Raw genomic sequence first — 14,336 nt, 5'->3', positions numbered from 1 at the left:
TCCGCAAGCAAGAAAACTCTAAATATACCGAAGAATCAGCCGTAGTCTGTAAGCAAGTAATCAATAAATTACGAATGTGATGGTCGCAAGGCCGCACAGTTCCCCACGAAGTTCCAATGAAGGAGCACACTATGGCAGTGAGCGTCAAGGACACCGTCATCACGATCCCCACCTACGAGATCGGCGCGGCGGACAAGAACCCGGAGTTCATCGAGAAGCGCGTCTACCAGGGCAGCTCGGGCCGCGTCTACCCGTACCCGGTCATCGAGACCATCAGCGACGTCAAGCACGACAAGGACTACAAGGCCGTCATCATCGAGAACGAATACCTCGAAGTGACCGTGCTGCCCGAACTCGGCGGCCGCATCCAGTACGCGAAGGACAAGACCAACGGCTACGACTTCGTCTACCGCAACGACGTCATCAAGCCGGCACTCGTGGGCCTGACCGGCCCGTGGATCTCCGGCGGCATCGAATTCAACTGGCCGCAGCACCACCGTCCGACCACCTACCTGCCGGTCGACTACAAGACCGAGGGCCTGCCCGACGGCGGCAAGGCCGTGCTGTGCCACGACACCGACCAGATGTACGGCACGCAGGTGATCACCAAGATCGCGCTGCACCCCGGCAAGGCATACATCGAGATCACCGCGCAGCTGTACAACGGCACCGCGCTGCCGCAGACCTTCCTGTGGTGGGCCAACCCGGCCGTCCCGGTCAACGAGCACACCAAAACCGTGATGCCGCCGGACGTGACCGCCGTCATGGACCACGGCAAGCGCGACGTCTCGCGCTACCCGATCGCCACCGGCACCTACTACAAGCACGACTACTCCGAAGGCGTCGACATCGGCCGCTACAAGAACGTGCCTGTCCCGACCAGCTACATGGCCGCACACTCCGACTACAACTTCGTCGGCGGCTACGACTTCGGCGTCGGCGCGGGCATTCTGCATGTGGCCGACCACCACGTCAGCCCCGGCAAGAAGCAGTGGACGTGGGGCAACGGCGATTTCGGCCGCGCATGGGACAGGAACCTCACCGATGAGAACGGCCCGTACGTCGAGCTCATGACCGGCGTGTTCACCGACAACCAGCCCGACTTCACGTGGCTCAAGCCGTACGAAGGCAAGACGTTCACCCAGTATTTCATGCCGTACAAGGGCGTGGGACAGGTCAAGAACGCGTCGATCAACGCGGCCGTGAACCTTGAGATCGGCCCCGAGGACACGTTCGGCGCGGCCGGCGAGACCGAAGGCATCGAAGCGCAGGGACTGGCCGCCGGTCAGGGCCGCGTCACCGTGTACGCGACGGGCGTGTACGAGCACGCGCGCGTCACCGTCACCGACGACCGCAGCGGCGCGACGCTGTACGAGTACATCGGCACGATCAGCCCGAACGACATCGTGCGCGCCGAATTCGAAACCGGCGACGCGAAGCCCACCGACATCACCGCGACCGTCGCCTCCGCCGACGGCACCGTGCTCATCGACTACACGCCGCAACCGAAGAAGATCGACAAGCTGCCCGAACCGGCCAAGGCCGCCGACGAACCGGCCAGGATCGCCACGAACGAGGAACTGTTCCTCGCCGGCACGCACCTCGAACAGTACCGTCACGCCACCTACCTGCCCGACCCGTACTATCTCGAAGGCCTGAAGCGCGACCCGGGCGACGCGCGCATCAACAACGCATACGGCCGACTGCTGCTGCGCCGCGGCGACTTCGCAGGCGCCGAACGGTACTTCCGCGCCGCCATCAAGCGGCTGACCAAGCACAACACGCAGCCGTACGACAGCGAGCCGCACTACAACCTCGGCCTCGACCTGTTCTACCAGGGCGACTTCGACAAGGCGTTCGACGCGTTCTTCAAGGCCACCTGGGACGACGCGCAGAAGGAACGCGCGTTCTTCTACATGGCCGCCATCGCCGCCCGCCGCGGCGACTTCGCGGACGCGCTCGAATACGTCGAACAGGCCCTCACCCGCAACACGATGAACATCAAGGCACGCGGCCTGCACGCCTACGTGCTGCGCAAGCTGGGACGCGCGGACGACGCCGCTGCGGCACTCGCCGAGAACCTGAAGATCGACGAATTCGACTTCGTATCCGGCAACGAACGCGTGATCGCCGGCGCGGACCCGGCCGAGCTTGCGGGACTCATGCGTGGCTTCCACGAGAACTACCTGCAGGCCGCCCGCGACTACGCGCTGTTCGGCGCCTACGGCGAGGCGCTCGCGCTGCTCGGCGAGGCCGACCAGTCGAAGCCGATGGTCAAGTACTACGAGGGCTACTATCTCGCGCAGCTCGGCCGCGACGAGGAATCCCGCGCCGCGTTCGAGGCCGCCGAGGCCGCGCCGAGCGACTACTGCTTCCCGAACAAGCTGGAGGACATCGCGCCGCTGGAAGCCGCGATCAAGTCCGTGAACGGCGCCAAGGCACCGTACTATCTCGGCTGCCTGTACTATGACAAGACGCTCGCCGACCGTGCGATCGCCCTGTGGGAATCCAGCCGCGACCTCGATCCGGGCTTCCCGACCGTGCACCGCAACCTTGCGCTCGCCTACTACAACAAGCGCGGCGACGCGACGGCCGCGCAGCGTGAGATCGAACAGGCCTACGCGCTTGACGAGTCGGACGCCCGCGTGTTCCTCGAAACCGATCAGCTGCATCGCAAGATCGGCTGGACCTATGCGCAGCGGCTTGCCGAATTCGAGAAGCATCTCGACGTGGTGGCCGAACGCGACGACCTGTACATCGAATACCTGACCGTGCTCAACCTCACCGGCAACTACGCGAAGGCGTACGAGCTGATGGGCCGGCGCCGCTTCCACCCGTGGGAAGGCGGCGAAGGCAAGATCACCGCGCAGTACCGCATCGCGCTCACCCTGCTCGCCAAGGACGCGATGGCGGCCGGCGACTGGGCGAAGGCCAAGGAGCTGCTCGTGAAAACGCTCGCCTACCCGCAGAATCTCGGCGAAGGCAAGCTCGAAGGGCAGAAGGACAACGACATCCACTACTGGCTCGGCGTGACGGAACGTCACCTTGGTGACGAGACGGCCGCGCTCGCCGAATTCCGACAGGCGACGATCGGCCCCGACGAGGTGAAGGGAGCGATGTACTACAACGACCAGCCGGCCGAGATGATCCTGTTCCAAGGGCTCGCCCATGCGGCGCTCGGCGAGGAAGGTCCGGCCAACGCGCGGTTCTACCGGCTGCTCGACTACGGCGAGCAGCACCTCGACGACCAGGTCAAGATCGACTACTTCGCCGTCTCGCTGCCCGACTTCCTCATCTTCGAGAACGACTACACGAAGATGAACCGCATCCACTGCCTGTACCTGATGGGCCTGGCCAACATCGGCACCGGCGATCGCGAGGCGGCCGCACGGTTCCTCGGCGACGCGCTCGCGCTCGATCCGAGCCACATCCAGGCGAACCTGTTCGCCGACGAGATCGGCAGCCGGCACGTGCTCTGATCTTGCTGTGGGCTCACGCTGATCCTGCGCCGAACCTATGTTGATTGCGCGGGACGCGATATCGTGGCGGTTTTCTCACTGTCGTAAGACAGAGAGAAAACCGCCACTTGCGTTGTGCGGGTGCCGCATGCCGTTGTGCGCGCCGATGACGGATATTGCGACCGTCCTGGTCTCCGCCGGTGCGGCGAACGTTATCGATCAACATCACAGCGAGAGCAATAAATCTCTATCTCTCGGCAATTTATGGTGATATATCAAGCCAAACCAGTCATAGGATGGTATCAACAAAACACAGCGACGAACCGAACGAAGCAGTTCGACGGTCGCAGTGCTTGTACCAACACCTTCGGCATGGTCGCACAAGGTATCCGTGCGCACATGCTCTGATGAAAGGAGCCATCATGAAGCACACATGGACAACCGCGATCGGCGCCGGTGCCGCAATCGCAATGGTCGCATCCCTCGCAGCCTGCGGATCGGGCACGGCATCCGGCAAGACGGAACTGTCGTTCTTCGCCAACAACACGCAGGACCTGTACCAGCCGCTGATCGACGCGTTCGAGAAAGCCAATCCGGACGTCAAGATCAAGTTCAGCACCACCAACGGCGCGCAGGCCGGCTACCAGCAGACGCTGCAGACGCGCATCTCCGGCGGCAAGCTCGCCGACGTCTACGTGGCCCCGCCCGAGCAGCTCGCCGATCTGGTGAAGAACCACGTCGCCAAGGACCTGACCGACGAGCCGTTCATGGACCGCATCGGAGACACGAACAAGGCCCAGGCCACCGTGGACGGCAAGGTCTACAGCATGTCCGTGACCGCATGGTCCAACGCCTACGCCTACAACAAGGATCTGTTGGCCAAGGCCGGCTACGACACGATTCCCGAAACGTGGGACGAGTTCATCGAGATGCTCAAGAAGCTCAAGGACGCCGGAGTCGACAAGCCGTACCTCGAACCTAAGGCCGGCCTCGGCGCGCTCGTGGAAGGCTGGATCGGCTACGATTCCTCCAAGCAGTCCAAGAGCATCGACCAGCAGATCGGCGACGGCGACTCCACGTTCGCCAAAAGCTACACCAAGTACTACAAGGAATGGGCCAAACTGTTCGACGCCGGCGTGATGGGCTCCGAAGTCACCGGACTCGCCGACGACCAGGTGCGCTCCGAATTCGCCGCCGGCCGACTGGCCGTCATGCCGTCCGGATACTGGGATGTGAAGACGTTCAAGGACGCCGGCCTCAACTTCGCGTTCGGCAGGATGCCGATGCTGCACAAGGGCGACACCCCGTTCGCGCCCGGCGCGGCCGACTCGGGCTACGCCATCAACGCCAAGATCGACGGCAAGAAGCTCGAGGCGGCCGAAGCCTTCCTCGACTTCATCTCCTCCGAGGACGGCCTCAAGATCCTGCAAAGCAGCCTCGGCCTGATCCCCGCCACCAAGAACTACACGCCGGACATCGACGAGACGTTCTCCGAACCGTACGACCTGTACCTGAAGACCGGCAACATCTACCTCAACACGCTCGGCTGGCCGTCCACCGGACGCAGCGCCCTGCGCGCCGAAACCTTCGCCCAGCTGCAGCAGGTGGCGCTCGGCTCCATCAGCCCGGCGCAGGCCGCCGTCAACCTCGACGCCAAGCTCAAGACGCTCTCCTGAAGGTGATCCGCATGACAACCGCAACCGTACTGGCCGCCGCATCCAACCGCGCGGCGGCCCCGGTCCGGGCCCTGGACTCGGACCTCGAAGCCGCGCATGCCAAGGACCGCCGGCACCGCAACCTCATGGAGAACCTGACCTCCGTGCAGTTCCTCCTGCCGCTGCTGGCCGTGTACATCATCATCGTGCTCATCCCGTTCGCGCAGAGCATCGTCTTCAGCCTCACCGACTACGACGGATACGATTTCGCCAACGCCTCGTTCGTCGGACTGGCCAACTACCGGACGATCTTCGCCGATCAGACGCTGCTCGCCGGCCTTGGATTCACGATGCTGTACACCATCGCCACCACCGTGCTCATCACAGCCATCGCCCTGCCGCTTGCCGTGACCCTCAACCGCAAGTTCTTCGGACGCAACTTCGCCCGCTCCCTGTTCTTCTTCTTCTCCGTGCCGTCGATGGCCGTCCTCGGCCTGGTCTGGCAGTACATCTTCTCCCCGCTCGGCACGGGCGCGGTCAACACGCTGCTCGGCAAGCTCGGCATCGCGCCGGTGCCGTGGCTGTCCGATCCTACGCTCGCCAAAGGCTGCGTGATCTTCATCGCCGTGTGGGCACAGATCGGCTGGCACGCCACCCTGTACCTCGCCTACCTGCAGGCCATCCCCGCCGACCTGTACGAGCAGGCGTCCGTGGACGGCGCATCCCGCGGCCAGCAGTTCGCGTACATCACCCTGCCGCAGATGGTGCCCGCGATGGGCGTCTCCATCTTCATGCTGCTGACCGGCGGCCTGAAGGTCTACGACCTGCCGTTCACCCTCACCACGGGCGGCCCCGGCCACGCGACCTACACCGTCACCCAATCCATCATCGTCACCGGCATCGGCTCCGGCCGATACGGCGTCGGCTCGGCGCTCGGCGTCATGTTCTTCCTGTGCTGCGTGATCCTCGTGGCCCTGCAGCAGGTCGTCACCAACGGTATCGAAAAGAGGCTGTCATGAGCGCCGCAACATCATCCGCATCGCATAACGGAACCTCCCGCGGACTGACTATGAGCCAGCGCGAACGCATCCGCTCCGCCGTCCGCTCCGTCGTGGTCATCGCCCTCGCTCTGATCTGCGCCGTGCCGCTGTACGTCGTGGTGGTCAACACCTTCAAGAATTCGGGCGACATGGCCGCCGACCCGTTCGGACTGCCCGTGCACCCCACTCTCGAGAACTACACGTACGCTCTGGAGAACCTGCCGGTCGTGCGGGCCACCGTCAACACGCTGATCGTGACCGTCGTGGGCGTGTTCTTCATGGTCATCATCGTCGCGCTCGCCGCCTACGGCATGGTGCTCAAACGCAGCAGGCTCACCGCCGGCATCGGCGCGTTCCTCATGCTCTCGTTCGTCATCCCCGGCCAGACGCTGCTCATCCCGCAGTACAAGATGGAGGCGCAGTTCGGCCTGGTGGACACGCTGCTCGGCCTGATCGTGCTCTACCTGGGCGGCGCCACGTTCTGCTACTTCCTGATCGTGCAGTACATGCGCGGACTGCCCGGCGAACTGTTCGAGGCGGCGCGATTGGACGGCGCGGGACCGTTGCGCATCTTCTGGCAGATCGTGCTGCCGCTCATCCGCCCGATCCTCGTCACTGTGGTGGTGTTCGAGACCATGTGGACCTGGAACGACTTCATGACGCCGAACATCTACATCTCCTCCACCGAAAAGCAGACGCTCGTGCTGCAGGTGTTCAACGCCATGGGCCAGTTCAGCACCAATTGGCCGCTGTTCATGACCATCACCACCATCGCGCTCATCCCCGTGTTCCTGTTCTTCATCTTCTGCCAGAAGTGGATCGTCGCCGGCCTGGTCGCCGGGTCGGTCAAGGGCTGACGCGTTAAGCGGGAAGCCCGGTGGGCTTCCCGTAGCATCAGCCTGAGCGAGCCGGGCGAGAGAAGGCAGCATTGAGTCCGAGCGTAGCGAGGTCCGTAATTGCAGGGCCGGAGGCGAGCCGTTAAGCGAACAGTCCGCCCCGCCGTCCACGTCAATCATTCGAAAGGTACCAATCCCATGTCCCACACCAACCAGCATGTCGTCGACCTGACCACGTTCCGCAAACGCGACATCCGTCCGTTCGACATCGTCGACCGCACGCGCAACGTCGCCCCCGACGGCACCGCGATCGACTTCACCAACTACTACATGACCGTGGGCGGCAAGCCGTTCTTCGGCGTCAGCGGCGAATTCCACTTCTCGCGTATGGACGAGTCCCGCTGGGACGACGAACTGGCCAAATGCGCGGCCGGCGGCGTGAACGTCATCGCCAACTACGTGTTCTGGAACCATCACGAGGAGCGCGAGGGCCATTGGGACTTCACCGGCTCGAAGAACCTGCGCCGCTTCACCGAACTGTGCGCCAAGCACGGCATGTACATGATCCTGCGCATGGGCCCGTTCGACCACGGCGAGGTACGCAACGGCGGCGTGCCCGACTGGGTGTACGGCAAGGACTACGAGGCCCGTTCGCTCGACGCCGGCTGGCTCGCCGAAGTGCGCGAACTGTACACGAAGATCTTCGAGCAGGTCGACGGATTGCTGTTCGATCAGGGCGGCCCGATCATCGGCGCGCAGCTCGACAACGAGTACATGCATTCGTCCGCCCCGTGGGAGATGACCACCGGCATCTCCGACGAATGGGTGCCCGGCGGCTCCGACGGCATCGCCTATCTGGAGGCGCTGCGCGGCATCGCCCACGAGGTCGGCATCAACGTGCCGTTCTACACGGCCACCGGCTGGGGCGGCGCGCCGGTTCCCGACGACGTGCTGCCGCTGTGGGGCGGCTACGCCTACCGGCCGTGGCTGTTCTACGCGCACGGCGGCGACCATCCGAAGACCGACGAATACCTGTACCGCGACTTCCACGCCAACGACTGCCCGCGCAACGACGAGTTCGACCCGAGCTACCAGCCGGAAGACAAGCCGTACGCCTGCTGCGAGATGGGCGGCGGCATGACCAACTCGTACAACTACCGGTTCGTGCTGCCAATGAAGTCCGTTGACGCGATGACCAATATCAAGATGGGATCCGGCTGTAACTTCCTCGGCTACTACATGTACCACGGCGGCACCAACCCGACCGGCGACGGCATCTATCTCAACGAAGGCCAGGTGCCGAAGAAGTCGTACGACTACCAGGCTGGTCTCGGCGAGTTCGGTCAGGTGCGCGAATCGTACGGCCGCATGAAGACGCTGCACTACTTCGGTTCCACGTTCGCCGACCGGTTCGTGCCGATGGACGTGGTGATCCCGGCCGACCAACAGGGCATCACGCCGGACAACCGCACCGATCTGCGCTACGCGATCCGTACCGACGGCACGAGCGGCTTCGTGTTCCTCAACAACTTCCAGGACCACGACACGACCGAAGCCAAGCGGGACGAGACGCTGACGATCACGCTGGCGGACGGCCGGACCGTCACGTTCGAGGGCATCGGCCTCGCTCCCGAAGAGAACTGCGTGCTGCCGTTCAACATGGATCTTGACGGCGTCATGCTCGAAGCGGCCACCGTGCAGCCCGTCACCGCGATCACACTGCCCGGCGCCGACCATCGCACGTTCGTATTCATGCGCCCCGACGGCATGGGCAAGGCATGGCTGCGTTTCGCGGATGGCGACGTGCTCGACGTGGGCGACGCGGCCGACTTCCAGACCTTCACCGTGACCAAGCACGGCACGACGATCGACATCGTGGTGGTCTGCCGCGCCAAGGCCGACGAGATGACCGTGATCGACGGCGAGGCGCTCGCATTCGCCCCGGGCGCGCTGTTCCGCGACGGCGACACGTTCAAGGTCGAATCGCGCGACAGCGAGATCACGGTGTCGACCTATCCGGCCGGCTATCTTGCGGTTGCGGACGGTTCACGGTCGGATGTTGCGCAGGGCGGTGCGACGGCGGCCGGCGGACTCGGCACGACGACGATCACGCTGGCCCGCAAGACCATCGAACCCGCCGTCGAACGGCTCAGCGCGCAGCGGTTCGCCATCACCCTGCCGGACGGCTTCATGGACGGGACGAACCTCAAGGACGTGCTGCTGCAGGTGCGCTACACCGGCGACATCGGCTGGATGTTCGCCAACGCGGAGCTCATCAACGACAACTTCTGCAACGGCGACGTCTGGGAGATCGGCATGAAGGAGAACGCGGCCCGGGTCGCCGCCGCCGGCAACCGGCTGGTGTTCGTGATCACGCCGCTCAAGAAGGGCGTGAACGTGAACGTCGACTCGCCGATGGCCGCCCGCATGGAGCATGCCGACGAGCAGATCGCCGAACTCGGCTCCGTGGCCGCCCAGCCAGTCTACGAGATCACGCTGCGCAAGTCCTGACCCATCCTGACCCACGACCCCGGTCTCCCCGCCGTCGCGATCATGTCATCCGCGATACACTGAACGTGTCGCATGACGTGAACGCGCATGGTGAGGAGGCCGAAGTCGATGGACATCAACGAGATCGAACATTCGGACGTCGCCTCCCATCTGGTGTGGGGAGGCGACTACCACTATTACGTGCACACGCCCAGCCTCGTCGCCCGCAACACGTTCCTCTACCCGCTGCAAACCGGCCTGTTCCACTACGAGGAGGGGCTGCTCGCCGAACGCACGCGGTTCGACAGCTTTCTGATCATGGTGCTGCGCAACGGATCGATGCTGATCCGTACCAAGGACCATGAAACCGTCGCGTCCGGTGGTGACTTCGTACTGCTTGACTGCTACGAATACCACTACTATCAGGCGCTGGAGCCCAGCGACGTGCTCTGGATGCATTTCGACGGCAAGGCGGCACGGCCGTATTACGAGGCGATCCGCGAACGCCGCGGCGTCGCGTTCGCGCTGCGCAACCCCGTGTATGCGCTCAACCAGCTGGCCCGCATCTATGAGATCTTCAAGAACGGCGAACGCCTCTGCGAGCCGGTGCTCGGCAAATACATCACCGACGTGCTGTGCGAGATCCTCGCGCCGGAGAACGACGCTGACTTCGGCGCCGCCGATCGTGACGGCGAGGGCGTCGACCGTGACGGGGTGCGTCGTGTCATGGCCTATATCCCGCAGCATCTGGACGAGACGTTGTCGGTGGGCGAGCTTGCGGCCATCGCGTATATGGGCGAGTACACGTTCATCCGGGCGTTCAAGGCGCAGACCGGATACACGCCGCACGCCTACGTGATGCAGGCCCGGTTCGACGCGGCGACGTACATGCTGGCCAATGCGCAGACGAGTCTCAAGGAGATCTGCGAGGCGTGCGGGTTCTCCACCACGTCCGTGTTCTGCTCGGCGTTCAGGAAGCGCATGGGCGTCTCGCCGCTCGAATATCGCAGACGGGCGAGGAACGTGCGATGACCGGCGGATGGTTGGCGGTGCGTCCAACGGAACGGCAATTTTTCCCCATGATTCGGCAGATGCGTACGATACGGCCGTGCCGGCGGCCGATACAGTGAAACCATGCGCATGATTGATGATTCGTTCACTCCGAAGGCCGTGCTCTGGGATCTGGACGGCACGCTCGTCGATTCGGACCCGCTGTGGGTGGCCGCCGAGCGGCATTGCGCCGAACGGTGCGGCGTACCGTGGAACGAGGAATTGAGTCTGAAGATGACGGCCGCGCCACTGCCGGTGTGCGCGGCGGTGTTGCAGGATGCCGGAGTATCGCTTGATGAGACGACGATCATCGGCGAATTGGTGGCCGATGTCACGGCCATGTACGGCAGTGATGTGCCGTGGACGCCGGGAGCCTGGGACATGTTGCTCGATCTGCGATCATGCGGCATACCCTCGGTGCTGGTCACCGGTTCGCCGCGATCATTGGCCGAACATGTCGTCGACGCCGCGCCGCACGGTTCGTTCGTCGGCATCGTCAGCGGCGACGACGACATCGCGCATAAACCGGACCCGGCGCCGTACCTGCGCGGCGCGCGGCTCGCCGGAGTGCCGCCCCGGGAATGCCTCGTGTTCGAGGATTCGGTCAGCGGCATCGCCTCGGCGCTCGCGGCCGGGGCGCACGCCATCGGCGTCAACGCATGCGCACGCGTGCCGTTGCCGGACGACGCCGACTATCCCGTGCTTGATTCGCTGCGGGACTGGCATCGATGACGCCGGCCGGCCGGATTGGGGGCGACAGGCCGGGGCCGGCCACGTCCTAAGCGGCGGCGCATATCCGGCCGGACCCGGCGATACAATGACGAACGGCGGTCGACCCATACGGGCGGCCAGCCGTTTTGCCATATATTGTGATAATTCAAGAGGAAGAACCATGTCAGACAACAACGGTGCGCACGGGCAGACCGGCGCAACCACGGACAGCAGTCTCGAAGGCCGCGTCAAAGCGCGCAAGCAGAACGGCCGCTGGTGGCTGGGAGCCATCATCGGCGTGATCGTCGCGGTCGCGATCATTATCGGCGTCAATCTCGCCAAACCGAAGTCATCAACCAATCCGAGCGTCATCGGCACCGGCAACGCAGCGTCCGTCTCCGCCGCCGACACCGTCACGATCGGCCTCAAACTCGCCCCCACCAACCTCGACATCCGCAACACGTCCGGCTCCACGCTCGACCAGATCCTCATCGGCAACGTGTACGAAGGACTCGTGGCCCGCGACGAGAACAACCAGGTCGTGCCGTCCATCGCGAAAAGCTGGGATGAAAGCAAGGACGGCCTGACCTACACGTTCCATCTCAACGAGAACATGACGTTCTCCAACGGCGACAAACTCACCGCCGAAGACGTCGCATGGTCGATCAACGAGCTCATCAAGAACCAGTACCACGACGTCGACAGCCTGAGCATGGTCAAGTCCGTCGCCTCCGACGACAACGAAAACACCGTGACCATCACGCTTAAGACCGCCAACTCGAACCTGCTGTGGACGCTCACCGGCCGCCCCGGTCTCGTCTTCGACAAGGACGCCCAATACGACGCGAAAACCGAGGCGATCGGCTCCGGCCCGTATACCGTCGCCAAGTTCGTCACCAACGATTCGATTACGCTCACAGCCAACCCGAAGTACTGGGGTGCGCACAAGGCCAAGACCGAGAACGTCATCATCAAGTACCTCGCCGACGACAATGCGGCCGTGAACGCGCTCAAATCCGGCACCGTGCAGGTTCTCGCGCCGATCACCGAAAACCTCGCCTCGCCGTTCACCTCCGACAGCGAACATTACACGGTCAAGGCCGGCGACGACACCGACAAGTACGTGATGGCGTTCAACTCGAAGGGCAAGAACACGTCCGACAAGCGCGTGCGCCAGGCCATCCGCTACGCCATCAACCACGAGGAGCTCATCGCCTCGCGCGGCGGCGCCGACAAGGCGCTCGGCGGCCCGATTCCGTCGCTCGACCCCGGCTACGAGGACCTCACCGGCCTGTACCCGTACGATCTCGACAAGGCCAAGTCGCTCATGGCCGAAGCCGGCTATACCGAATCCAAGCCGCTTGCGCTGACCCTCACCTACGCGAACATCTACGGCACCGAACTCGGCGACCAGCTGCGCTCGCAGCTCGCCAAGATCGGCATCGATCTGAAGGTCAACGTGGTCGAGTTCTCCACGTGGCTGCAGGACGTGTACACGAACAAGGACTACGACATCTCGCTCGTCGACCACAACGAAAGCCACGATTTCTACCAGTGGGCCGACCCGACGTACTACTACAACTACGACAACAAGGACGTGCAGGATCTGTACGAGCAGGCGATCGCCGCGACTTCCGACGACGAACGCGATGAGCTGCTCGCCAAGGCCGCGAAGATCGTGTCCGAGGATGCGCCGGCCGACTGGCTGTTCAACTACCGCGTCACCACCGTTTGGGTCAACGGCGTTTCCGGCTTCCCGGTCAACCTCAACCAGACCTTCCTGCCCCTCTACAACGTCACCTACACGAAGTAGGAGCTGACACCGCGGAAGTTCGGTGCAGTGACCGCGCATCGATTGAACCGTTCCTGATTGCATGGTGACCGCGCGGGATCGGGAATGTTCTATTCTCGACACGCTCCGGGCCGCTCGGCCGAGTCTTACGGTCGTGAACAGAACATTCCCGCTCCCACGCTCGTTGAGCTGTTTCCGTTGCGTATCCGTTAAAAGCTGGCGGAGCCTCGGCTCCCTCGGTTGAGGGAGCTGGCACGACGAAGTCGTGACTGAGGGAGCGTACATCCGACCACATCGAAAACCAAGGAGCCGCGCATGCGATTTCTTCTCAGACGACTGCTGCTGTTCGTCGCGGCGCTGTTCGGCGTGTCCGTCGTTGTGTTTGCGGCGCTGCGGATTCTGCCGGGCGACGTCGCGTCGGTGATGGCCGGACTCAACTCGCCGGCGTCGCGTGTGGAGGCGCTGCGTGAACAGTTCGGACTGAACCGGCCGCTGACCGTGCAGTATGCCGACTGGATGGGCGGGTTGCTGCGCGGTGATTTCGGCACGTCGATCCTGACCGGACAATCGGTGACCTCGCTGATCGGCGCACGGGCCGCGATCACGTTTCCGCTGATCGTGCTCGGTCTGCTGATCGCGATGCTGATCGGCATTCCGCTCGGCGTGGCGGCGACGCTGGCCCGCTCGTCGTGGGCGCGGACCATGTTCCATGTCGTCGGTCTGATCGGCGGCGCGATTCCGGCCCTGTGGGGCGGACTGCTGCTCATCCTGCTGTTCTCGCGCGGCACCGGTCTGATCGGGCTGTTTCCTTCGCAGGGGTTTCCGATGAACGGCTGGGGTGCGCCGGGGGATGCCCTGTGGTCGCTCGTGCTGCCGGCGTTGTCGGTCGGCATCATCGTCGGGGCCGGACTCATGCGGTACACGCGTTCCGCATTGGGCGATATCGCGGCCTCCGGGCATGTCGACATGGCGATGGCGTGCGGTATGACGCGCCGCCAGGCCGTGATCCGCGTCGGACTGCGGCTTGCCACGCCGCAGCTCGTCTCGGTGATCGGCCTGACGTTCGCGGAGATGATCACCGGCGTCATGGTCATCGAGAACCTGTTCGCGCTACCCGGCATCGGTTCCGGACTCGTCACCGACGTCGGCAACCGCGATCTGATCGCCGTGCAAAGCGAACTGTTCATGCTCGCCGCGTTCTTCCTGGCCGTCGGCCTCGTGGTCGACCTCCTGCATCGTGCGCTCGACCCGCGGCTCGCTGCCGCCGGCACCATTTCGGAGGTGATCGCATGATCGCAATCTTT

9 protein-coding genes are annotated in these 14,336 nt (G+C 63.9%); all 9 read left to right on the top strand.

Annotated elements, in window-relative coordinates; translation table 11 throughout:
- Window positions 1–131: 131 nt before the first annotated feature.
- The 9 genes from JS541_RS06600 to JS541_RS06560 all read left to right on the top strand — a co-directional run bounded on the left by JS541_RS06600 (window position 132) and on the right by JS541_RS06560 (window position 14,325).
- Complete coding sequence (locus tag JS541_RS06600) at window positions 132–3,479, top strand: DUF5107 domain-containing protein (RefSeq protein WP_240539274.1); 3,348 nt, start codon at window positions 132–134, stop codon at window positions 3,477–3,479.
- Between the two features lie 401 nt (window positions 3,480–3,880).
- Complete coding sequence (locus tag JS541_RS06595) at window positions 3,881–5,134, top strand: extracellular solute-binding protein (RefSeq protein WP_214373667.1); 1,254 nt, start codon at window positions 3,881–3,883, stop codon at window positions 5,132–5,134.
- 11 nt (window positions 5,135–5,145) lie between these two features.
- Window positions 5,146–6,132, top strand: a complete 987-nt coding sequence (locus tag JS541_RS06590) for a sugar ABC transporter permease (protein ID WP_240539273.1) — start codon at window positions 5,146–5,148, stop codon at window positions 6,130–6,132.
- Window positions 6,133–6,182: 50 nt separating this feature from the next.
- A complete protein-coding gene (locus tag JS541_RS06585) occupies window positions 6,183–7,010 on the top strand; it encodes a carbohydrate ABC transporter permease (protein WP_214373749.1) in 828 nt (275 codons plus the stop codon).
- Between the two features lie 177 nt (window positions 7,011–7,187).
- Entirely contained in the window at window positions 7,188–9,500 is a 2,313-nt protein-coding gene (locus JS541_RS06580) for a beta-galactosidase (RefSeq protein WP_214373666.1), read from the top strand.
- A gap of 108 nt (window positions 9,501–9,608) precedes the next feature.
- Window positions 9,609–10,511: an AraC family transcriptional regulator gene (locus JS541_RS06575; protein ID WP_214373665.1), complete on the top strand. Its 903-nt coding sequence runs from the start codon at window positions 9,609–9,611 to the stop codon at window positions 10,509–10,511.
- 108 nt (window positions 10,512–10,619) lie between these two features.
- A complete protein-coding gene (locus JS541_RS06570) occupies window positions 10,620–11,261 on the top strand; it encodes an HAD family phosphatase (protein ID WP_214373664.1) in 642 nt (213 codons plus the stop codon).
- A 160-nt stretch (window positions 11,262–11,421) separates the two neighbouring features.
- A complete protein-coding gene (locus tag JS541_RS06565) occupies window positions 11,422–13,053 on the top strand; it encodes an ABC transporter substrate-binding protein (RefSeq protein ID WP_214373663.1) in 1,632 nt (543 codons plus the stop codon).
- 294 nt (window positions 13,054–13,347) lie between these two features.
- Window positions 13,348–14,325, top strand: coding sequence for an ABC transporter permease (locus tag JS541_RS06560; protein ID WP_214373662.1), 978 nt, complete (start codon window positions 13,348–13,350; stop codon window positions 14,323–14,325).
- Window positions 14,326–14,336 lie beyond the last annotated feature (11 nt).

Source organism: Bifidobacterium sp. SO1, assembly GCF_018555335.1.
Lineage (GTDB): Bacteria > Actinomycetota > Actinomycetes > Actinomycetales > Bifidobacteriaceae > Bifidobacterium > Bifidobacterium simiiventris.
Note: the sequence above shows the minus strand (reverse complement) of the source record. Positions and strands in the feature narration are given on the sequence as shown.

What these genes read in the sequence shown, in the direction of transcription:
- JS541_RS06600 (WP_240539274.1), top strand. Translation starts at nt 132, where the DNA reads ATGGCAGTGAGCGTCAAGGACACCGTCATCACGATCCCCACCTACGAG.
- JS541_RS06595 (WP_214373667.1), top strand. Translation starts at nt 3,881, where the DNA reads ATGAAGCACACATGGACAACCGCGATCGGCGCCGGTGCCGCAATCGCA.
- JS541_RS06590 (WP_240539273.1), top strand. Translation starts at nt 5,146, where the DNA reads ATGACAACCGCAACCGTACTGGCCGCCGCATCCAACCGCGCGGCGGCC.
- JS541_RS06585 (WP_214373749.1), top strand. Translation starts at nt 6,183, where the DNA reads ATGAGCCAGCGCGAACGCATCCGCTCCGCCGTCCGCTCCGTCGTGGTC.
- JS541_RS06580 (WP_214373666.1), top strand. Translation starts at nt 7,188, where the DNA reads ATGTCCCACACCAACCAGCATGTCGTCGACCTGACCACGTTCCGCAAA.
- JS541_RS06575 (WP_214373665.1), top strand. Translation starts at nt 9,609, where the DNA reads ATGGACATCAACGAGATCGAACATTCGGACGTCGCCTCCCATCTGGTG.
- JS541_RS06570 (WP_214373664.1), top strand. Translation starts at nt 10,620, where the DNA reads ATGATTGATGATTCGTTCACTCCGAAGGCCGTGCTCTGGGATCTGGAC.
- JS541_RS06565 (WP_214373663.1), top strand. Translation starts at nt 11,422, where the DNA reads ATGTCAGACAACAACGGTGCGCACGGGCAGACCGGCGCAACCACGGAC.
- JS541_RS06560 (WP_214373662.1), top strand. Translation starts at nt 13,348, where the DNA reads ATGCGATTTCTTCTCAGACGACTGCTGCTGTTCGTCGCGGCGCTGTTC.